Below are 19,647 nucleotides of genomic sequence, written 5' to 3'. Positions count from 1 at the left end.
AAATCGCCGGAATGTTGCTAATCGGGATCGCTGCACTATCGTTCGCGGCATGCGGGAATCAAGAGAGCTTTCAGGAGCCGGCTTCCGCGCCCCATGGACACGAGAAGGATACGGCAGCATCGTCACAAGCTTATATTTCAAACAAGCGTATTTCTCGGGGATTCGATTACGGAAGGGCTGTCGTATCACGATGTGCTGGATGAAGCCAATGTGCTTGCTGGCGCGGGAAAAACGGCCGAATTCGCGCTGGAAGATATTGATGAGTTGATCAAGCGCAGCCCGAAGCATATTTTTATCCATTTGGGGTCGGATGATATCTTGTGGCCGACGGACGATCCCAAGGAATATTCATTGAAACACTATGCTACATTGATCGGCACGATCAAGGAGAAGCTTCCGGAGGCAAGTATAACGCTGCTGGCGGTTACTCCGGTGACAGCAGAAGTGGAGAAAAAAGAACCGCGCTATGGCAATATTGAAGCTTACAATCAGGGGCTGCAAGAATTAGCGACCCAGGAACAGGTCGGATTTGTCGATCTATCCCCGATCCTTGCAAACAACCCCGATCTGTATGACACGGACGGCATCCATTTTAAAGAGGCGTTTTATCCGCTCATGCTGGATGAATTAAAGGATCAGGTGAACTGAGATCGGCCCTGCAAAAGACTACTCGGGAGGTGACGAGCATTGGTTTTCAGCAGTCTTCTCTTCCTGTTTCATTTTTTGCCAACTACCCTTTTCGCTTATTTAGTGTGTCCCCAAGGGCTTCGCAATGCCGTATTGCTCGTCGCAAGTCTCATATTTTATGCCTGGGGAGAACCTTTCTATATTTTCATTATGATCTGTTCAACCTTATTCAACTACGTCAACGGGTTGTTGATCGATACCTACAGGCATCGCAAGCCGGTCGCCAGAGCGGTCCTCATCGGTTCGATCGCCGGCAATGCAGCCATTTTGTGTTTCTTCAAATATGTCGGGTTCGTCGTGGACAATATCCTGTCCGCGAACCTGGTCTTGCTGATTGCGCTGGCATTGTGGGCGACTCCACTTCCCCGGAGAGTTTTCTCATTGCTTCAGGAAAGAGGGGGGAGGGCAGGCGTTATCGCCGTTCCGGCTGTTTATTTTGTGATGATGGTGCTGTCCACGGCTTATATGGTTACGGAAACCTATAATCCCTTCCTATACTTTCGTTTTTGAAGGAGGAGGACACTCTGAATAGATATGACAACCTCTACAGAAGAATCATGGCTTTATTGCTGCTGCTGTTTATAAGTACAATGGCCATTCTGCATTTGGTGATGCCTGATAGGGCATTTTCGGAACCGGAGAATCGGGTGCTAGAGGTGCTGCCGACATTTTCGCTGCAATCGCTGCTCTCAGGGAAGTTTACGTCCAACTATGAGAAATACGTGTCCGATCAAATTCCCTTCAGAGACGTTTGGATCGGTATGAAAACCGATGCAGATCGGGCGATGGGGAGAAGGGAGAGCAACGGCGTCTACCTAGGTAAGGACGGATACCTGATTCAATCGTTTACTCCGCCGACAGACGGGGATATGGAGGAGAAGATTGCAGCCATCCATTCGTTTGACAGCGCCACCCCGAGTGTTCGCAAGCATATGATGCTTGTGCCGACGGCCGCGTCGCTGTATAAAGATAAACTTCCGGCATTTGCCCCGGTCGCCGATCAACTTATGTACCTGGATCAAGTTCGGCAAGCACTTCGTCCGACGATTCGCTTTGTCGATGTGTATCCCGCACTGAATGTCGAACGGGAGCAGTCTATTTTTTATAAAACCGATCATCATTGGACGACCAAAGGGGCCTTCTATGCCTATCGGGAGTTATGCAAGAGTATGGGGATCGCTCCGAAAGACGCAGAGGATTTCAACATTCGTCTTGCCACAAATGAATTCTATGGTTCTCTCTATTCGAAGAGTGGATTCAAACATATTGAACCTGACAGGATTGAACTGTACCTACCGAAGGATAAAAAGAAATATAGAGTGGAGTACGTTGACGAACGGCAAACCTCGAATTCATTGTACGAGATGGAACACCTGGACAAGAAGGATAAGTATGCTGTGTTTCTTAACGGCAATCATGGACTTGTCAAAATCACAACGAACCATCCGGAGGGAAAAAAACTGCTAGTAGTGAAAGATTCGTATGCCAATAGCTTGATTCCCTTTCTAGCAGAGCACTTTAGTGAAGTGTATGTCGTCGACCTTCGGTATTGCGAGGAAAATCTAATAAGTTTCGTGCAAGAACACCGAATCCCTGACGTGCTGCTGCTTTACAATGCCAATACCTTCTTTGAAGATTCCTATATCAAGAACATATCGGAGGTGTCCAAATGAAACAATGCAGAGGTGGAAAAGGGGCGTTTTTATCCACTTTCGCCGCGGTTGCCATGGCGATCGGCTTCTTAGCCGGATGTTCTAGCCAGGAAGACAGGGCCACAGAAAATCTTTCGGCCGCCCAAATAGGGGAACGAATCCAACAAGCGGTAAGCCTGGATGATATGAAACAAGGAGGTAGCGACAAGCTGCAAAAGTTATATCATATCGATGTCGGGGAAGTTGAAGATTTTATTCTTTATACGGCTTCGTCAAATGTAAAAGCAGACGAATTGGCTGTGATCAAAGTAAAAAATGCGAAACAGTCGGAAAGCGTCAAAGAGAAAATAAAAATATTAGAGAAAATAGTGCAGAGAATCGATGCGCAAACGGCAAAGTTTAAAGACTATCGCCCGGACGAATATTATCTGATCAAAAAACATGTTTTAAAATCGAATGGCCCATTTATATTTTTTGCGGTCTCAAAAGAAGCTGATCAATTGGATTTGGCGTTTGACGAGGCTTTTAAGTGATAAATCTGCAGTAAAAATGGTCGTCTGACCGTACTCAATGACCAGGTCAAAGAACCCGAACGAAGCTTCGCGTTTTGGACCTGGTCATCTTTTGAGATTTTATTGAGTCCGATAATATATATTATGTTAACTAATAAAAAAGTGAAATTACATTTGGTTACATGTATGCAAATGATGATAGACCGCCCCGATCATACCTGCCTGGTTTTGCAAACGGCACACGTCCAGGACAAGATCCTTTTCGGAAAGACCTAGGTAGCGCAAATGACGCCAAAGTTCATCCAACAACGTCGCTCGCGAAGCAACGGCCCCGCCTAGCAATATTTTTTGCGGATTGAGGATAAAGGAGAGATTGTACAGACAAATGGCCAAACTCTGGAACAAACTCTCCACATAATAAACGGCCATCGGTTCTTTCCGATCGTACGCGCGAAACACGTCCTCGCCTGTCACGTCCTCCAAAGAGCGGCCCGTTGATTTCGCATACTTTTCACGCAAGGGCAGGATAGCGCCGATCCGGCTGATCGTGCACTCATCCGGCGTGTTGTTGTGCAAGCCTTGTGTGATCATGTAGCCAAACTCGCCCGCGCGAAACTTATGGCCTCTGTACAGTTTGTTGTCTAAAAACAGGGCGCCGCCGACTCCGGTTCCGATGGTGAGGCAGAGAAAATCCGTATCGTCCTGGGCATTTCCCCTCCACTTCTCCGCTAAAGCCACGCAATTGACGTCATTTTCCACGGAGACCGGGACTTCCAGCTTCTGTTCCAGATACGCTTTCATAGGGAAATGATGAAAAGCGTGGACCGCTCCCCCTGTTTCCATGTAACCACTCACAGGGTCGATAAAGCCGGGAGCGCTGATCGCTACCCCCTGTATGGGTGTGGGGCAGCGTGCAAACTGCTCCGCAATGCCTTGCAAGACCGTTTCACCGTCTGCCTGGTTGGACGAAAATCGGCCGTGTTGCAGGATATTCCCCTGTTCATCAATACTTCCATATTTGACATCGGTTCCCCCGATATCAAAGGCTAAATATACGGCCATCGTCTTCACCCGCTTTGTCTGGAAAGGCCATTTTGCCTGATTACGTCTCGATACCAGTAGAAGCTTTTCTTCCTGATTCGACGCAAATCCTTTTCTCCCTCTTCGTCCCGATTGACATAGACGAAGCCATACCGCTTCTGATAGCCGTTCAGCCAGCTCAAGAGGTCAGTAAAAGACCAGGTGCAGTACCCGAGCACCTCTACACCGTCACTGATGGCGCCCTGGATCTGTTCGATATGGCGCTGCAGATATGCGATGCGATAATCATCGTTCACCATATCGTCGGGTTCGAGCGTATCGAATTCCCCTAGACCATTTTCCGTGACAAGCACCGGCAATCGATAACGGTTGGCGATACGGCGCAGTCCGACGCGCAGGCCAACCGGGTCGATCGTCCAATCCCAGTTGGTTGTCTCTAGGTAAGGATTCCGGTTGGTCCGAAATATTCCCGGCACACCGGAATCCTGAGAGGTCCCCTTCCTCCCTGTCGTATTCATCGCGCCTTCCCCGATTCCATCCAATGGATTATGGCTGACGGTCGTGGTCTGGTAATAATTGACCCCCATGAAATCAGGTTTTGCGGCTGCAAGCAGCTCTAGGTCTCCTTCCTCCAGATCAGGCGCCACCCCTTGTTCCTGCAGATAGCTCCACATGATCCGGGGATATCTACCCCATGCGTATACATCCATCCACCAGTGATTCATCAGTTCCTCCGCGTTTTCAGAGGCGAGGATATTGCCGGGATGACAATCCAGCGGGTAGATCGGGCTGTAGGCGAAACTTGGCCCAATCTTTCCGTCTGGCACATGGTTGCGAAACGTTTGAATTGCCCTGGCGTTGGCAAGGTTGGCAATATGATTGGCTTGATGCATGCGCTTGACATCCCTCACCCCGGGAGGATGGATTCCTGCGCGATAGCCCAAGCCGATGAAGATATTCTGCTCATTTAACGTAACCCAGAGCTTCACCCGATCGCCAAAACGCTTGTACAAGGTGACGCAGTATCGGTCGAAGTCTTCGATGATCTCACGGGATTCCCATGCCCCGTAAGCATCCATCAACGCTTGAGGGACGTCCCAATGGTAGATGGTGATGATCGGTTCGATCCCTTTTTCGAGCAATTCATCGATGAGATTGTCGTAAAACTGAAGCCCTTTCTCATTCACCTCACCGCGTCCCAGCGGGTAAATGCGGCTCCAGGCAATGGAAAAGCGATACGCCTTTAACCCCATCTCCGCCATCAGCTGGACGTCTTCCTTGTATCGGTGGTAATGGTCAACGGCGACATCGCCATTTGTCCCCTTGTAAGTCGTGCCTGGAATTTTGCTGTAGAGATCCCAGACGGACGGACCTTTTCCGTCTTCGTTCCACGCCCCTTCAATCTGGTAGGCAGCCGACGCTGACCCCCATAAGAATGATTCCGGAAACTTCTTCCATGATGAATGTTCCATCTCTTCACTCCTCTCCACTGTTCTCGCCGCATGACCCTCGAACGATCAGCTCCGGTTCCACCATCAGCGAGCGCACTTTCGTTTCGCCGTTGATCAAATCTTCCAGCAGACGGGCGGCCAGCTTGCCGATCCTCGCTTTATCCTGCCGCACGGTTGTCAGCGGCGGATCGACATACCGGCAAGCATCCAAATCGTCGCAGCCGATGATCGCAATGTCCTGGGGGATGCTCAGCCCCTTCTCCCTGATCGCCCGGATCGCTCCAAAAGCCATCTGGTCGGAAGCGGCAAAGACAGCGGTAGGCACGCGCTCCCCTTGCAAAAGCTGCTGCATCGCCCTGTAGCCGCTTTCCTCATAAAAATCACCGTACGTAATCCACTCTTCACGTTGCGGGATGCCATAGGTCTGGAGAGAATGTATGTATCCTTCCTTGCGTATATTCCCGATTGTGGAGGATGGCGTCCCGCTGATATAGGCAATGTCCCGGTGCCCCAATAGATACAGATGCTCGACCGCTTTTGCCGAGGCTTTGTGGTTATCCGTCATGATGTAGCCTGAGTTTTCCCCTGTTAGCTGGAGATCGACGCCGATACACGGTATTTCGCTCTGTTCCAATTCGAGAATGGAGGATTGGATATCATCCCCGTTGATAAGGATACAGCCATCGACCTGATAATAGCGGCATCGGGCCAAATAATCTTCTTCGCCTTTGGTAAACTTCTCGTTGGAAAAGAAGAGCAGGTCATATCCTAACCCGCCAATCGTTTTTTTGAACGAGTTTACCACTTCAATAAAAAACGGATGGTTGAAGCTCGCATTGATCTTACCTGCATAGATAACCCCGATCAGGTTCGATTTTTTGGTGGCCAAAGTATGTGCCGTATAGGTAGGACGATATCCGGTCTGTTCGATGATATCCATTACTTTTTTTCGCGTCGATTCGCTGACATCTTCATAATCGTTCAGGATCTTGGAGACCGTAGCGCGTGAGACGCCCGCCATTTCCGCGATTTCTTTGATTGTGATCTTCATACTTCGCCACCTGCCGTCATTAACTTCGTACTACTATTGTAACCTTCCCTGGGAGAACGGTGGTAGTTCGACATCCATGCAATTAGCTTCGCGAAGTGGTTCACGACTTCACGGCTCCGGCCATCGCTCCGCTGATAATATATCGTTGGATGAGCACATACAGCCCGATGAGCGGCGCTGCCACGATCGAGATGCCGCAAGCGAGAAGCGGCCAGTTGTTGCCGTATTGACCGCGGAACTCCTTGAGGCCGGTCGTGATGGGGAAATTCTCAGGACTGGTCAGATAAAGCAGCGGTCCGACGAAATCATTCCATGTCCCGATCGCGGTCAGAATCACACCCGTGGCGATGACAGGCTTCATCAACGGGAACAGGATTTGGAAAAGGTACCGGACATAGCCGCATCCGTCGATACTTGCCGCCTCGTCCAACTCCCGACTGATCGATTTGATGTGGCCGACAAACATCATGAAGACGACGCCCGTTCCCGTCGCTTTCAACAGAATGTAACCCAGCTTTGAATCATAGCCGATCAGAGGCATATGCTCCTTGAGGCTTAGCATCAGTTTAAACTGTGCCACCAATGGATTGGGCAAGAATTGAGCCATGATGAAAAAGAGATAGAGAAACCCCGCCCACTTCACGTATCCTCGTGCAACCGGAAAAGCGGCTAAGAGCGAAATGATGACCGTAATGATCGTGGATGCCGAGGTATACAGAATGCTGTTCCAAAAATAGCGGGAAAACTTCCCCTGATTCCAAGCCTCGACGTAGTTGGACAGCTGGATATCGGTGACGATGCCCATCGGGTTGAGCAGATACTCTTCAAACGATTTGAACGAGACATTGAACACAATCAGCAAGGGAAGAACGTACACGACGACCAGAAGCAGAATCAATGTGTAGGACAGGAATTGGGATATTTTAGAATCCTGCATCAATGTTCCACCTCTCTCTTGCGCAGGAAATGTACGGCGAGCACCACAAAAACGAGAATAAACAAAAACTGGATAACCGAAAGCGCTGATGGCAGCCCCATTTCCAAAGACCCGCGGAACGTTTCTTTGTATACATCGTAGGCCATGGTCCTTGTATTGAATCCTCCATCTGTCGTCGCCACAATGATATCGAAGGTTTGCATCGCGCCGATGATGGACAGCAGCATATTGACCGTAAACGCTGGGGCAATCATCGGAAAGGTGATATGGCGAAAGGCTTTCCAACTTGTCGTCCCATCAATATACCCGGCCTCATACAGTTCCTTGGGTACCGATTGGAGGCCAGCAAGAAAGATCAGCATGGAATAGCCCATATACATCCAGATCTGGACGAAGATGATATATTCAAACGCATGCTCGAAGCTGCCAAAAAAGGTATCGGAATATCCGAATAGCTGATAGATTTGATTGACAGGACCGCCTACCGGATCAAACATCATGGTCCAAATCAGAGAGACGACCGCTACCCCAAGGACCACCGGAAGGAAAAAAACCGCGCGGAAAAATGTATCGCCCCTCAGCCTTTTGTTGATCAAGACGGCAACGAGCAGCGCCACCCCGTTTTGCACGACGGTTACAACCAGCGTAAAATAGAGCGTCCGGCCAATCGAGTCCCACCGCTCGCTCGCATTGCCAGAGAAAAACAAGTCCCGATAGTTGTCCAAGCCGACGAAATGGTAATCCTTGCCGGGAACATTGGTTATATCGGTAAACGAATAAATGACTGTAAAGAGCGATGGCCCAGCATAAAATATGACGTATTGCGCAAGGGGAAGCAGCAGCAGCAAATAGGGCAAATATCGAGCAGGTCCTTGGCCAAAAGGATACAAGCGATCTACCTCCATTCGAGCAAGTCAGGACCGAGCAAGTCAGGACATGGAAAGGGCCTGTCTTTCAGACCCTGGTTCTCCATGCTTTGTTGTCATAAACTACTTCTCGGGGGCTGCCGCTTCCCATTCCTTCTGCTGCACATCCGCAAGTTCTTTTGCCGATCGGAATGGACCTCCTGGCGCAAGGAATTCGGTATGCACACCTTCTGCCGCCAGATGCTCGCCGACATTTTCGCGATTGATCATGAGAATCTCATACGCCAACTGGAATCGATCCATATAGGGCATCACTTCGTTGTCTAGGAAGGCGCTGTTCGTTTTTACGTTATCCATCGTCGGCAGGAACCCTGCAGCTTGCACGAATTGCTGATAAATCTCCGGCTGCGAGAAGAAGACGAGCCACTTGAGCGCTCCCTCTTTGTTCGGCCCTTTCTCTGCCACATACCAGGTCATGTCGTACTTTCCAACCAGGAAGTTGTTTTTAGCAGGATCTTCGGTGCCTGGCAGCGGGAAGTAGCCGAACTTCAGGTTGGGATTCGCAGCAGCCACAGTAGGGGCTTCCCAGACGCCGTTTGGCATCATGGCTACCTTTCCGGAGGCGAAGTAGGAAGGGAGTGTGTTGTAGCTGATTCCCATAAAGCCGTCGATGGTATAGTTGTCCTGGATGGTTTTCATTTTTTCCAGAACCTCTACCGCGTCCGGGTCATTAAATTTCGCCGTGCCTTTCCAGACGCCTTCAATCCACTTGCTTTGATCCCCGCCCGCCAGGATTTGCGCCTGCAAACTGAATACGGGGAGCTTAAGCGGCCAAATATCTTTGCCCGCCATGGCAATCGGGATAACGCCATTCTTCTTGAGCGTTTCGGAGACGTTGACGAACTCTGTCCATGTTTTGGGTACCTGGAGGTTATACTTTGCGAAAATTTCCTTGTTGTAGAACAGTCCAGACATGGCTACCTTGCCCGCGGGAATTGCATACACTTTGCCCTTATATGTACCTGCCTGTGCGATATCGTTGGCATTCCAGTTTTTGACGAATGCCTCATTAGAAAGGTCGGCGATCAGCCCGGCATCAATCCATTGCTGCCAATCCGGTACCTTGGCGCCTGGCGTCCAGTCTTTCGGTGACAGTCTCATACCCGACAGATCGGGAAAGATATCCAGATCGCCAGCGGTAATCCTTGACCGCATCGCCTGCTTGTATTCCTCATCCGGCGCTGTCGTCGTATACTCCACTTTATACTCCGGATATTTTTCCTCGAACTGCTTGTTGATGGACTCGATAACCTTGTTGATGTTGTCCTGTTTCCAGTGGAGCATCTTGATCACTTTTTTCTCACCGGACGGTTCATTCTTATCCGTTTCCGTTTTCGGTTCCGGTGTCGCTTGGCCGTTCGTGTTGCTGCTGGAGCAAGCAGACATCGCAAACATCAGCACAATGCACAACATAATGGAAAGCCTTTTCATTTTTTACTACCCCCATCGCCCAAAATTTTTCATGTTCTCCCACTGCGGAAAATGCAAGCGCATACATTATTCGAAACCGGTTTAGGTAATATCATTATTCAACATTTTCCTGTTGTTGTAAATACTTTTTGTTTAAAAAATTCAGAAATAACGAGAAACGCATGAAAATTCTATGTTTTCACCGATTTGATGAGGTTTCGCTGCACGTTCCTGCAATTCTCATCTGGCAGATAAAGAGATTGATGCGTGTACCTTTTAGCCGATGCGATCGCGTTTCGATCGTCATTTTTGCGAAACCGGTTTCGGTAAAGAAATAGTTCCCCCATATCACATACCACAAAAAAACGTGTAAACCTCGTACTTTGTAGTACGCTGTCTACACGTTGAGCAAACCTACTTCTAAGAATAGGTTTGGTTGATCGTGTGGCAACTGCCGCATAGTCCGTTGCCTATACCTTTACGTTGTGAATGTTAGTCCGCTATGCATGACGTCGGTCTATGCGTCCTCTCGACCCGGCGTCTTGCTTTAGGTAACGTTTCTGCCAAACCAGGGTGGTTACCAACGTTACTACCAAAAGGACAAGCCCTAAAACGAAAGGATACGTGATCTCAATGTCATATAACGCACCAGCAAATGTGGGGCCTAATACGTTTCCGATACTCATATAAGCATTATTCATCCCCATGGCAAACCCTTGTTCGTCTCCAGCCATCTTGGAGATAAGCGTATTTAATACAGGACGAAGTATCGAGGTCGCCAGAAATATTAATAAGGTAATACCAAAGAACAATGTGTAACTGGAAGCAAACAACGACAGGAGGAAACCAATCGCTGCTACACCTAAAAAGATGTTCAGAACGGCTCCTTCTCCATAACGACGAACCAAGCGGTCCACAATAAAGAGCTGCACAATCACACTAACGATGCCAGTTGCCGTAACCATAAAGGCAATTTCCTGAGGGCTGGCACCGAATTGTTGATCGACGAACAGACCCAGGACAGATTCATACGCCATCAAACCAAAGCTCATTACGAGTGTAATAATGAGCGGAACGAAGAACGGCATCTTCACAGACCGAACCAATTTCTTGGCCATTGATTCATCATCTTGCGCATACATGTCTGTTGAAGTCTGCTTATTTCCACTCTCTTTAAGCACGGCAACAGAAAATACAACCGCAAGAAGCGATACGACGGCGGAGATCAAAAATGGCGTTTTCAATCCAAAGTCAGCCAAAAATCCTCCAATACCGGGCCCTATGACGATCCCAAGAGACATAGCGGCGGATACCCAGCTATTGCCTTTTGCCCGCTGATCCAACGTAGTAATATCAGCAATATAGGCAAATATAGCCGGAATCAAGAGAGCTGCTCCAATCCCTCCGATGACACGTGAGGCATAGAGCCACCAAATGGAATCAAAAGCATAAAAAACGAACATGGAAAGCGTTAAGCCGGCAAGTCCGTATATGATCATCTTTCTCCGGCCATATTGATCCGCCCATTTGCCGGCAATCGGAGAAAAGATGAACTGAGAGCCTGCAAAAATGGCGATCATCAAGCCTGCAGCAGTCCCTCCCTGATTGATTGACTCCAAATATGCCGGTAAGATCGGGATAATGATCCCAAAGCTACCAATTGCAATAAACATATTGATCATCAAGATGATCATCTTTTTTCGTTGTTCTGCTGACATTTTGCATCCTCACCTTCTAAAGATCACTACTAGGTTTTCTTCGAGATTACTTGTCGTTTTTAGTACATAAATCTTGTCGTGAACGCTTGTGGAGAACGGATAACAAATAAACCGCAGGGATAGCCTGCGGTTAGGTAATCGGAAACAGATCGCATATAAGCAGAAACTCCAAGCTTGTTCACCCATGGCCTGTTATCAGACGGAGAGGACCATAAAATAGCTTGCTTAACGCATGGATCTGGTATGGATTGTTTTTTGGCATAGAAAAAAGAGGTTGAAATCCCCTCTTTTTTGAACGCTCCGAATGAGTTGCATCAAAAAAAGGCATTCCGATCCCGATTACTCTGCACACGCAGGCAGAGCCCATTAAGCACTATTTAATTAGCAGCTCCAAGGTTCAATCGGACTCGAAAAAATGCCACGGGTAACCCCTCCATTGCCATAAGTAGATATAGATTATCATATTTATGATCGGTTAGCAACTCCGTATTTCAGGATTGATGTACGTCTGTGATAATGAGCGCTATTAACCCTAATAGGATTATATTAAGAAAGTGGATTTGATGCATTACAACAAGTATCTTCCTGTGATCGACTGCTCCGCATGGATGATCTGCGGAGGTATACCCTCGAACACCACCTGGCCACCCTTGCTGCCTCCATCGGGTCCCATATCGATGATCCAATCCGCTTGGCTGATCACATCGAGGTTGTGCTCGATGACGATCACCGTATTGCCGGCATCCACGAGGCGGTTCATGATCCCCAGTAGATGACCGATATCTGACATGTGCAGGCCGGTCGTTGGCTCGTCCATCACGTAGATGCTGCCCTTCTTGTGCAGCTCGCTTGCCAACTTGATGCGTTGGCATTCCCCGCCCGAGAGCGTGCTGAGCGGCTGGCCGAGTGTAATATAGTTCAGCCCCACATCACTCATCGCCTGGAGCTTGCGCACAACCTCTTTTAGCTGAAAAAATCCAATGCCTGCTCCACAGTCATCTCCAGCACTTCTGCAATTGACTTGCCGTTCAGCTTGTACGCGAGCACCTCTTCCTTGAACCTTCTACCTCCGCATACTTCGCATGGCAGCTTCACGCTGTCGAGGAATGCAAGGTCTGTATACACAACCCCCAGCCCTTGGCAGTTCTCGCAAGCTCCCTTGGAGTTGAAGCTGAACAAGCCTTGGTTGACCTTGTTCGCGGAAGCAAACGCCTTGCGCACATCATCCATAATGCCCGTGTAGGTCGCGGGATTCGAGCGTGTTGACACGCTACTGCCGATTGGTCGATGACGATCGCATCCGGATGCTGACTGAGGAATACTTCGTTAATCAGCGTACTCTTGCCCGAGCCGGCGACACCCGTAACTACTGTCAGCGTACCTGACTCCAGCAGGCCTTGGAAGCTTCCTTCATACACGATGGTACCGCCGCGGCTGTCGGCGTAAGGCCCGACGTCGACGATATGATCCGCCACCTTGATCACATCGGGATCATGCTCGACGACAATCACGGTATTGCCCTTGTCGCGCAGCTTCTGAAGCAAGCCATTTAACCGGTGTACATCCCGGGGGTGCAAGCCAACGCTGGGCTCATCGAATATGTAAGTGACATCCACCAGACTGCCGCTCAGGTGTTTCACCATCTTGACGCACTGCGACTCGCCGCCGGACAATGTATCCGTCTCGCGGTCCAGCGTCAAGTAGTCAAGTCCGATATCCACCAGATGCTGCAACCGCTCCGCGAGCGACTTGACGACCGGCGCAGCGGACATCGCATCGGCTCCCTGTCTCATGTCTGCGTACATGATCTGGTACATGAATCGCTGATTCTAACGGAACAAGGTTGCACCTACCGAGCGTTTCTGTTGAGAACGCTGAGCGAAAACAGGATTCCTTTTCAGATCACGTTTGAATTCGGGAGCCTCGACGCAATCAAACAATGCGTGATGCATGGCTGGGGAATCGCTCTGCTGCCGCGGTTTGCCGTGGAGGCAGAATCAGCAAATGGCAGCGTGATAGCGATTCCTTTTCACCATCCCACATCAGACTTTGCTACTCAGGTCATTTATTTACAAAACAAATGGCTGCCGAAAGCGTTTCGATTGCTTTTACAATGGGTCTCCGCCCCATCACTGAGTCAAAGAATGGATCAACGATGACGGACATTTCACCTGTGCGATCACCGGTGGACCCGCTCATCCGCACTTCTCCACTTGTACCCGCCCGGAGAAAAACACGGCTCCGCCACCCATGTCCGCAATCCGGTCGGGTGTCAAGGTGTTGACCGGTTGACCGTTGGTCTCCGCGTCTGACCGCAAACCTTGGCACACGACGACGCCTGGGAGAACGTCTGTCCCCACTGCGGCCGTAAACTCACACTGGCCCCGTTGATTCCAAACTTTTACCTTGTCTCCGCTTACAATACCAAGAGGAGCCGCATCCACTTCGTTCATGTACAGCGTTGGTGTTTTCTCCATGCTCACATGCTTTTCGTTGTGGGCAAACGTCGAGTTCAGGAAGTTATGGTTGGGTGCCGGAAGAAACTGAAACGGCAATTCGCTCTCCCCGTCTGTCGGAAGCGGCACATAGGTGGGCAATGGTGGATAGCCTTTGTCCGCCATCTTTTTGGAGTAAAGCTCAATCTTCCCGCTTGGTGTACGCAGCCGACCTGGAAATAGAGGCTTTACTCTCCCTTTCATAAATTTTTTCTCCTGTAGAGCTTCAAAAGTGATGCTTTCAAGTGCCGGATTGGCCGGATAGTCGAGCGCCTGCCGGATCAGTTCCTCGTCGCTATCCTGCAGCGCTTGCTCTTCGTATCCCAATGCTTTAGCAAGCAGGCGGAACACTTCCGTATTCGACTTGCTTTGCCCAAAAGGCTCGATAACGGGCTGTTGAAGCTGCACATAATGATGCCAATAGGAACGGTACAAGTCCGTATTTTCTAACGATGATGTTGCCGGCAGCACAAGATCGGCGTACAAGGCTGTTTCGGTCAAGAACAACTCGTGCACGACCGTAAAGAGATCCTCCCGCGCCAGCCCCCGCCGTACCTTGTTGGCTTCTGGTGCGACGAGTGCTGGATTGGAGTTGTATACATATAGCGAGCGAATCGGCGGGTCTAGCTCAAGCAGGGCGCTGCCGATGAGGTTCATATTAATCTGCCTGGTTTGCTTCTCAAGCAGGTCCGGGCGTTGAAGCGCAGCGGCATTATGGGCCAAATATCCGCTGTTTCCTTTGATTGCGCCACCTCCCTGCTTCAGCCACTGGCCGGTCAGCGCCGGTAGACAGGAGATCGTCCGCACGAACATACCGCCGTTATCGTGATGCTGCGGTCCGTTGCCGATCCGGATAAACGATGGGCTTGTCGTTCCATACAACCGTGCAAGGCGGTAGATATCTTCTACCGGTACGTGCGTGATCGCAGAAACCGCCTCAGGGTCGTACTGCCGGACATGTTCGCGCAGTTCCTCCGCCCCGACCGTATACTCCCGCAGGAATACTTCATCCACCATCTGCTCGGCAAATAAGATATGCATGATCCCTAGCGCCAGCGCCGCATCCGTCCCCGGGACGATCGGAATGAACCAATCCGACCAGCGGCCAGTTTGATTCCGGTGGGCGTCGATTACGATGATTTGTGCACCGTTCTTCCGCGCTTTCTCTGCCAGCATGACCTGATGCATATTGGTACTCGCCGCGTTGATGCCCCACATGATAATCAGCTTTGCCTGCACGCTATCTTCCGGATCGATCCCAAAGCTGCCGCCCATCGTATACCTGTAGCCTTCTGTTCCGGCAGACGAACAAATCGTATACATCAGCCGGCTTGCGCCAAGCCGATGGAAAAAACGACGTCCCATCCCTTCAGCACTAATCAACCCCATGTTGCCATAAAAGCTGTAGGGAAGGATCGACTCCGCTCCCGCCTCATCGATCAATCGTTTCCAGGTGGTTGCTATCGTATCGATTGCTTCTTGCCAGGTGATCTGCTTGAAGCGGCCTTCGCCTTTCCTGCCGATCCGCTTCAACGGATACTGGAGTCGCTTTGGATCATAGAGGCGGTGCGCCATCTGGCGGACTTTGTTGCAAATCTTCCCCTGTGTGACAGGATGAGCAGGGTCCCCTTCAATTTTGACAATGTTGCCCGCTTCTTTATGGATAAGCAGTCCGCACTGGTCGGGGCAGTCCAGTGAACAGACAGACGGAAAGACTCCGGACGGACGATTGGTAAAATCCCGGTTCATGCTTCTCCTTCCTTCCTCTTCAAACGATTCTGTCATATTCTGTCATGATACCACAGATGGGTAGCAAGATCATTGAGTAATCTGTTGTTGCTTTTTGATAGTTGGAACATTCATGATCACTTTCTGGTTTCCTCTGGATCCGATTGGACATACTACCAAGGGAATCCATTTAACCGATAGGTGTCTAATCATGAATCCCAATCAGGGTAATCTCACCATCCTGCACATTGCTATGTTGATCATCACGGCTGTTGGACTGATCAACCATGTGATCATCATTCCCGTTCTGTTGAACGTGGCCGGAAGAGATGCGTGGGTATCTGTCTTGCTCATCGTCATCCCATACCTCCTTTGGATCGGACTGCTTTTGTCAATCGTCAAGAGGACCAAACAGAAGCCGATTATCAGATGGCTCCAGGATCACTATGGCAGAATGGTTGCTCGTATCGCATCTGTCATGTTTGCAGGCCAGTTTTTGCTGCTGGCTCTGGTCACCCTGAAGGACTTGGCCGATTGGACCCATGCCTCCTATCTGCCCAAAACCCCTGTTCTGCTGATCAGCCTCGTCTTTTGGCTGTTGTGCATCCTTGCTGCGATGACAGGTATTCGCTCACTGGCTATTGTAAACGGTATATTGCTTCCATTCGTGGTCTTGTTAGGGTTCTTTGTTGCGAGCTCCAATCTGCCCAACAAAGATTACAGCCTGCTTTTTCCTGTGTTTGAAAACGGTATCGTTCCGGTAATGAACGGTATGCTCTACGCTGGAGCGGGGTTGTTTGAGATCGTGATCCTGCTCAACCTGCAACATCGATCGAAATCGCCTATACGCTTTCGGTCCATTGCACTGACGGCTCTGTTTCTGCTCTACATGACGTTTGGTCCCATAACGGGTGCCATTGCCGAGTTTGGACCCACGGAAGCTGCCCGACAGCGATACCCGGCATTCGAAGAGTGGCGCCTGGTGACGATTGGCCACTACGTGGAGCATGTCGATTTCCTCGTGATCTATCAGTGGATGTCCGGAGCATTTGTCCGCATCTCGCTCTATCTGTTCCTAGTTCTCGAGATACTGGCGGTGCGTCCCACGCGGACGAAAGGGAGCTGGATCCTGCTCCTGTCACTGACCGCTCTTATGCTGTTTGCGATGTATGGAGTAGGTAGTGATATTCAGTTTTTACGGTTGTTGAATGAAGGAATACTACCCTTTTCCTTTGCCTATTACATTACGATTTCCCTGGTTCTCTTTGCCCTGGTTAGACTCCGAACATCAAGAAAGGGCGATGTTAAATGAATCATCACGCACGGACTACTGCCCAGGCAAAAAACAGAGAGGTATCCCCCGACATACACGAAAACGAACACTGGATCAAGCAAGCTTTTACCCGGTGTGAAGATGTCAAAATCAAGCAGCACCCTCCCGGCAGAGCGCCCGAGCATTCCGCTTTGCTCATCTACTGCAGCGGAATGATTAATTACGAGAAACTGGAAACCGATGTTCTCCCGAAGTTGGATGCCTGGTTGCTGAAAGAAATTGCAATTGAGACGTCCACCTCCACTCACCCCATACCTGTGTTTATGGAAAACTGGGAGGTCAACCAGGGGACGCTGCTGGATGACATTGTGCTGCGGGTGTTTAGCGGGGAATTGGTTTTGTTTGTGGATGGGATTGCGACTTATTATGCTATCAACATCGCCAAAATCCCGCAGCGAGACCCTGAAGAAACCAAAACAGAGATCTCTGTCAGAGGACCGCGGGACGGTCTGATCGAAGAAATCGGGGTAAATGTTGCCCTTATCCGCAAACGATTGCGTACCGAATCTTTTAAATACGAACAATATGTGATCGGCGCCCGCAGCAACACCAAGGTGGGGCTGCTCTACATCGATGACATCGTCAATCGGGACATATTGCAAAAAGTGCGTGATCGGCTCTCCCAGATCCAAACCGATGCCCTTACCAGCATTGTTCAGTTAGAAGAGCTGTTGCTGCCCAGCAGCTATGTGCTCTTTCCGATGTTTAACTACACCGGCCGACCTGATTTTGCGGCAAGCAGCCTGCTCCGCGGCCGATTTGCGATCGTGATGGACGGCGCCCCAACGGCGATTATTGGTCCGGTCAATCTGCTCTTTCTGCTGGATAGCGCAGCTGATAAACAAATGCTGTTTTTCATTCCGGCGGCTGAGCGGCTGATTCGAGTGATCGGTCTGTTGATCTCTCTACTTTTGCCCGGTTTTTGGATCGCGCTGGCTACGTACCATCAGGATCAGATCCCGCTCAGTCTGCTGGCGACGATCGTGGAAGCGCGCAAAGGGGTACCATTTCCTACGCCACTGGAGGCGTTCTTGATGCTGGCATTATTTGAACTGTTTCGGGAGGCAGGACTGAGATTGCCTGCTCCTGTCGGCCCTACTCTATCTGTGGTAGGTGGTCTGATCATCGGCGATGCTGCGATTCGCTCAGGTTTGACCAGCCCCGCTATGGTGGTGATCTCAGCCGTCACAGCCGTTTCTTCCTTTACCTTGGTCAATCAATCATTGAACGGTACCATCACACTGCTCCGATTGGTTGTCCTGCTGGCTTCATCTGTCTTGGGTCTGTTCGGCTTTCTCATCTCGTCATTTGCCATCCTGCTCTACCTGGCTGCGCTCCGTTCCTTTGGCATCCCTTATCTGGCACCACTCTCTCCGATTAGTTGGACCGATCTGATCAAAAGCGTACTGAACGTACCCACGAAAAAAATGAATCGACGCCCTAACCTGTTGATGGTGAGGGATCAGGATCGACAACCCCAGAGGTCATCCGATGAGTAAAATGCTGCAGGTGTTATGCTTGCTACTTCCCGTCGCCCTTGGAGGTTGTTGGGATGCAAAAGAGTTGGATCGGGTCTACTACGTTCATGCAATCGGTGTCGAGTATAACCATGGACGCTTTGAGGTCTATGCACAGATCCTCAACTTTGCCTCATTGGCCAAGCAAGATATTGCCGGTCAATCCGCGGAACAGACAGCATGGGTAGGAAAAGGCGTGGGAAAAACCTTGGACACGGCGATTCACGATCTCTATGCGACATCACAAGAAGAAATCTACTGGGGCCATCTAACGGCAATTGTACTTCACGAATCAACTCTGGAGCAGGGGCTAAAGCAGGTTTTGGATATTTTTACACGCTTTCATGAAACCAGGTACACGATTTGGATGTTTGCTACTCGGTCATCCGTGCAAGAGATCCTGTCCGCATCGCCGATCTTGAATGAATCCCCCGTCTTTTCGCAACTAGGCAACCCTGAAGATATTTACGATCAGCGATCCTTCATTGAACCGATTCGCATGCACCGCTTCATCGCAGACTTGCAAGAACCGGGTAAAACATCGCTGCTCCCGTATCTGACAGTGGCAAAGGAAAAATGGTACACCCGGGACAAAGCGATGTCCGTCTTAAAAATGGAAGGAATAAGCATCCTCAGAGACGGACGGTTGGTTGGCTGGCTGCCTTCTGAAAAGATTCCAGGACTTCGTTGGATGACCAGGGCAACTAATCGAGCCAGCCTGGTTGCGACCGAACGATCAGAGCCGGTTGCGGTCATCTTGCTTGGCGATGCACGCCCTGCCATTATCCCAACCGTAAAAGGGGATACGATTTATTTTTCTCTGTCTGTAGAGGTAACCGGAGAGATTATTCAACTAATGAGAAATGCCTCTGAGAAAGAAGTAACCAGACTGTCAGAACAAGCAATCAAGCGGGAAATCGAATCAACCTTCGCAAAGGGAGTCGAGATAGGTGCCGATTTGTATCAAGTTACCCATTCTCTCTATAGAAAGAAAACAGCAGAATGGAAAAGGTTAGACAGCCGAGGCCACTTTCCGCTGCGAAAAGATTCCCTGAGGACGGTAAAGGTGAAAGCCGATATTTATTCCGCCAGAAAGACAAAGCTGGAAGAGTTTAAGATAGAGTCCGATTAACCGTCTAACGCTCATGTATACGATAAAGAGGGGGCTTTCTCCCCCTCTTTTTACAGC

At 49.9% G+C, this 19,647-nt stretch carries 17 protein-coding genes and 1 pseudogene; 8 read left to right on the top strand and 10 right to left on the bottom strand.

All coding sequences use genetic code 11. The features are described from left to right. The first annotated feature begins 93 nt into the window (after positions 1-93). The 4 genes and pseudogenes from LOK74_RS09155 (at position 94) to LOK74_RS09140 (ending at position 2,872) form a co-directional block, all read left to right on the top strand. Positions 94-648 (top strand): GDSL-type esterase/lipase family protein, encoded by a 555-nt coding sequence (locus tag LOK74_RS09155; RefSeq protein ID WP_420908750.1) that lies wholly within the window; start codon positions 94-96, stop codon positions 646-648. 39 nt (positions 649-687) lie between these two features. Continuing rightward, positions 688-996 (top strand): annotated as a pseudogene (locus LOK74_RS24360) (MBOAT family O-acyltransferase); the annotation flags it as partial. 248 nt (positions 997-1,244) lie between these two features. Further along, entirely contained in the window at positions 1,245-2,360 is a 1,116-nt protein-coding gene (locus LOK74_RS09145; RefSeq protein WP_230046332.1) for a DHHW family protein, read from the top strand. Beyond that, positions 2,357-2,872: a DUF4358 domain-containing protein gene (locus tag LOK74_RS09140; protein WP_230046331.1), complete on the top strand. Its 516-nt coding sequence runs from the start codon at positions 2,357-2,359 to the stop codon at positions 2,870-2,872. Before LOK74_RS09145 ends, LOK74_RS09140 begins: the two co-directional genes overlap by 4 nt. Before the next feature lie 147 nt (positions 2,873-3,019). On the opposite strand, the gene LOK74_RS09135 is transcribed toward LOK74_RS09140, so the two are convergent. From LOK74_RS09135 to LOK74_RS09095, 9 genes are all read right to left on the bottom strand, one after another. Beyond that, positions 3,020-3,913 (bottom strand): ROK family protein, encoded by an 894-nt coding sequence (locus LOK74_RS09135; protein WP_230046330.1) that lies wholly within the window; start codon positions 3,911-3,913, stop codon positions 3,020-3,022. A 5-nt stretch (positions 3,914-3,918) separates the two neighbouring features. After that, on the bottom strand, positions 3,919-5,364 hold the full coding sequence (locus LOK74_RS09130; RefSeq protein ID WP_230046329.1) for a glycoside hydrolase family 1 protein: 1,446 nt from the start codon (positions 5,362-5,364) through the stop codon (positions 3,919-3,921). 4 nt (positions 5,365-5,368) lie between these two features. Then, positions 5,369-6,394 carry a LacI family DNA-binding transcriptional regulator gene (locus LOK74_RS09125; RefSeq protein WP_230046328.1) on the bottom strand — a complete coding sequence of 342 codons (1,026 nt, stop codon included), beginning with the start codon at positions 6,392-6,394 and terminating at the stop codon, positions 5,369-5,371. 100 nt (positions 6,395-6,494) lie between these two features. After that, positions 6,495-7,331, bottom strand: a complete 837-nt coding sequence (locus LOK74_RS09120) for a carbohydrate ABC transporter permease (RefSeq protein WP_230046327.1) — start codon at positions 7,329-7,331, stop codon at positions 6,495-6,497. After that, positions 7,331-8,221, bottom strand: coding sequence for a carbohydrate ABC transporter permease (locus LOK74_RS09115; protein WP_230046326.1), 891 nt, complete (start codon positions 8,219-8,221; stop codon positions 7,331-7,333). Before LOK74_RS09115 ends, LOK74_RS09120 begins: the two co-directional genes overlap by 1 nt. A 99-nt stretch (positions 8,222-8,320) precedes the next feature. Beyond that, positions 8,321-9,688 (bottom strand): ABC transporter substrate-binding protein, encoded by a 1,368-nt coding sequence (locus LOK74_RS09110; RefSeq protein WP_230046325.1) that lies wholly within the window; start codon positions 9,686-9,688, stop codon positions 8,321-8,323. A gap of 479 nt (positions 9,689-10,167) precedes the next feature. Further along, positions 10,168-11,385 (bottom strand): MFS transporter, encoded by a 1,218-nt coding sequence (locus LOK74_RS09105; RefSeq protein ID WP_230046324.1) that lies wholly within the window; start codon positions 11,383-11,385, stop codon positions 10,168-10,170. A 568-nt stretch (positions 11,386-11,953) separates the two neighbouring features. Beyond that, positions 11,954-12,313, bottom strand: coding sequence for an ATP-binding cassette domain-containing protein (locus LOK74_RS09100; RefSeq protein WP_230046323.1), 360 nt, complete (start codon positions 12,311-12,313; stop codon positions 11,954-11,956). A gap of 163 nt (positions 12,314-12,476) precedes the next feature. Further along, positions 12,477-13,202: a hypothetical protein gene (locus LOK74_RS09095; protein WP_230046322.1), complete on the bottom strand. Its 726-nt coding sequence runs from the start codon at positions 13,200-13,202 to the stop codon at positions 12,477-12,479. On the opposite strand from LOK74_RS09095, the gene LOK74_RS09090 reads away from it, so the two are divergent. Next, positions 13,110-13,544, top strand: coding sequence for a substrate-binding domain-containing protein (locus LOK74_RS09090; protein WP_230046321.1), 435 nt, complete (start codon positions 13,110-13,112; stop codon positions 13,542-13,544). The two genes, LOK74_RS09095 and LOK74_RS09090, sit on opposite strands and share 93 nt — an antisense overlap. Positions 13,545-13,580: 36 nt before the next feature. Here the strand turns inward: LOK74_RS09090 and LOK74_RS09085 are convergent, their stop codons facing one another. Next, positions 13,581-15,629 (bottom strand): molybdopterin oxidoreductase family protein, encoded by a 2,049-nt coding sequence (locus LOK74_RS09085; RefSeq protein WP_230046320.1) that lies wholly within the window; start codon positions 15,627-15,629, stop codon positions 13,581-13,583. Positions 15,630-15,819: 190 nt separating this feature from the next. Between LOK74_RS09085 and LOK74_RS09080 the strand changes: the two genes are divergently transcribed. Genes LOK74_RS09080 through LOK74_RS09070 form a run of 3 tightly spaced genes read left to right on the top strand, consistent with a single transcriptional unit; the run spans position 15,820 to position 19,590 of the window. Next, positions 15,820-16,920 carry a GerAB/ArcD/ProY family transporter gene (locus LOK74_RS09080; RefSeq protein ID WP_230046319.1) on the top strand — a complete coding sequence of 367 codons (1,101 nt, stop codon included), beginning with the start codon at positions 15,820-15,822 and terminating at the stop codon, positions 16,918-16,920. Continuing rightward, positions 16,917-18,440 carry a spore germination protein gene (locus tag LOK74_RS09075; protein WP_230046318.1) on the top strand — a complete coding sequence of 508 codons (1,524 nt, stop codon included), beginning with the start codon at positions 16,917-16,919 and terminating at the stop codon, positions 18,438-18,440. The genes LOK74_RS09080 and LOK74_RS09075 overlap by 4 nt, the downstream gene beginning before the upstream one ends. Next, complete coding sequence (locus LOK74_RS09070) at positions 18,433-19,590, top strand: Ger(x)C family spore germination protein (protein WP_230046317.1); 1,158 nt, start codon at positions 18,433-18,435, stop codon at positions 19,588-19,590. Before LOK74_RS09075 ends, LOK74_RS09070 begins: the two co-directional genes overlap by 8 nt. The last annotated feature ends 57 nt before the right edge of the window (positions 19,591-19,647 follow it).

Source organism: Brevibacillus humidisoli, assembly GCF_020923435.1.
Lineage (GTDB): Bacteria > Bacillota > Bacilli > Brevibacillales > Brevibacillaceae > Brevibacillus_E > Brevibacillus_E humidisoli.
The sequence above is the reverse complement of the archived record's forward strand: the minus strand, read 5'-3'. Positions and strand labels throughout refer to the sequence as shown.

Excerpts from the sequence above, each read along its gene's own strand:
- LOK74_RS09155 (WP_420908750.1), top strand. The coding sequence starts at position 94 with ATGGACACGAGAAGGATACGGCAGCATCGTCACAAGCTTATATTTCAA.
- LOK74_RS09145 (WP_230046332.1), top strand. The coding sequence starts at position 1,245 with ATGGCTTTATTGCTGCTGCTGTTTATAAGTACAATGGCCATTCTGCAT.
- LOK74_RS09140 (WP_230046331.1), top strand. The coding sequence starts at position 2,357 with ATGAAACAATGCAGAGGTGGAAAAGGGGCGTTTTTATCCACTTTCGCC.
- LOK74_RS09135 (WP_230046330.1), bottom strand. The coding sequence starts at position 3,913 with ATGGCCGTATATTTAGCCTTTGATATCGGGGGAACCGATGTCAAATAT.
- LOK74_RS09130 (WP_230046329.1), bottom strand. The coding sequence starts at position 5,364 with ATGGAACATTCATCATGGAAGAAGTTTCCGGAATCATTCTTATGGGGG.
- LOK74_RS09125 (WP_230046328.1), bottom strand. The coding sequence starts at position 6,394 with ATGAAGATCACAATCAAAGAAATCGCGGAAATGGCGGGCGTCTCACGC.
- LOK74_RS09120 (WP_230046327.1), bottom strand. The coding sequence starts at position 7,331 with ATGCAGGATTCTAAAATATCCCAATTCCTGTCCTACACATTGATTCTG.
- LOK74_RS09110 (WP_230046325.1), bottom strand. The coding sequence starts at position 9,688 with ATGAAAAGGCTTTCCATTATGTTGTGCATTGTGCTGATGTTTGCGATG.
- LOK74_RS09105 (WP_230046324.1), bottom strand. The coding sequence starts at position 11,385 with ATGTCAGCAGAACAACGAAAAAAGATGATCATCTTGATGATCAATATG.
- LOK74_RS09090 (WP_230046321.1), top strand. The coding sequence starts at position 13,110 with ATGCTGCAACCGCTCCGCGAGCGACTTGACGACCGGCGCAGCGGACAT.
- LOK74_RS09095 (WP_230046322.1), bottom strand. The coding sequence starts at position 13,202 with ATGTACCAGATCATGTACGCAGACATGAGACAGGGAGCCGATGCGATG.
- LOK74_RS09085 (WP_230046320.1), bottom strand. The coding sequence starts at position 15,629 with ATGAACCGGGATTTTACCAATCGTCCGTCCGGAGTCTTTCCGTCTGTC.
- LOK74_RS09080 (WP_230046319.1), top strand. The coding sequence starts at position 15,820 with ATGAATCCCAATCAGGGTAATCTCACCATCCTGCACATTGCTATGTTG.
- LOK74_RS09075 (WP_230046318.1), top strand. The coding sequence starts at position 16,917 with ATGAATCATCACGCACGGACTACTGCCCAGGCAAAAAACAGAGAGGTA.
- LOK74_RS09070 (WP_230046317.1), top strand. The coding sequence starts at position 18,433 with ATGAGTAAAATGCTGCAGGTGTTATGCTTGCTACTTCCCGTCGCCCTT.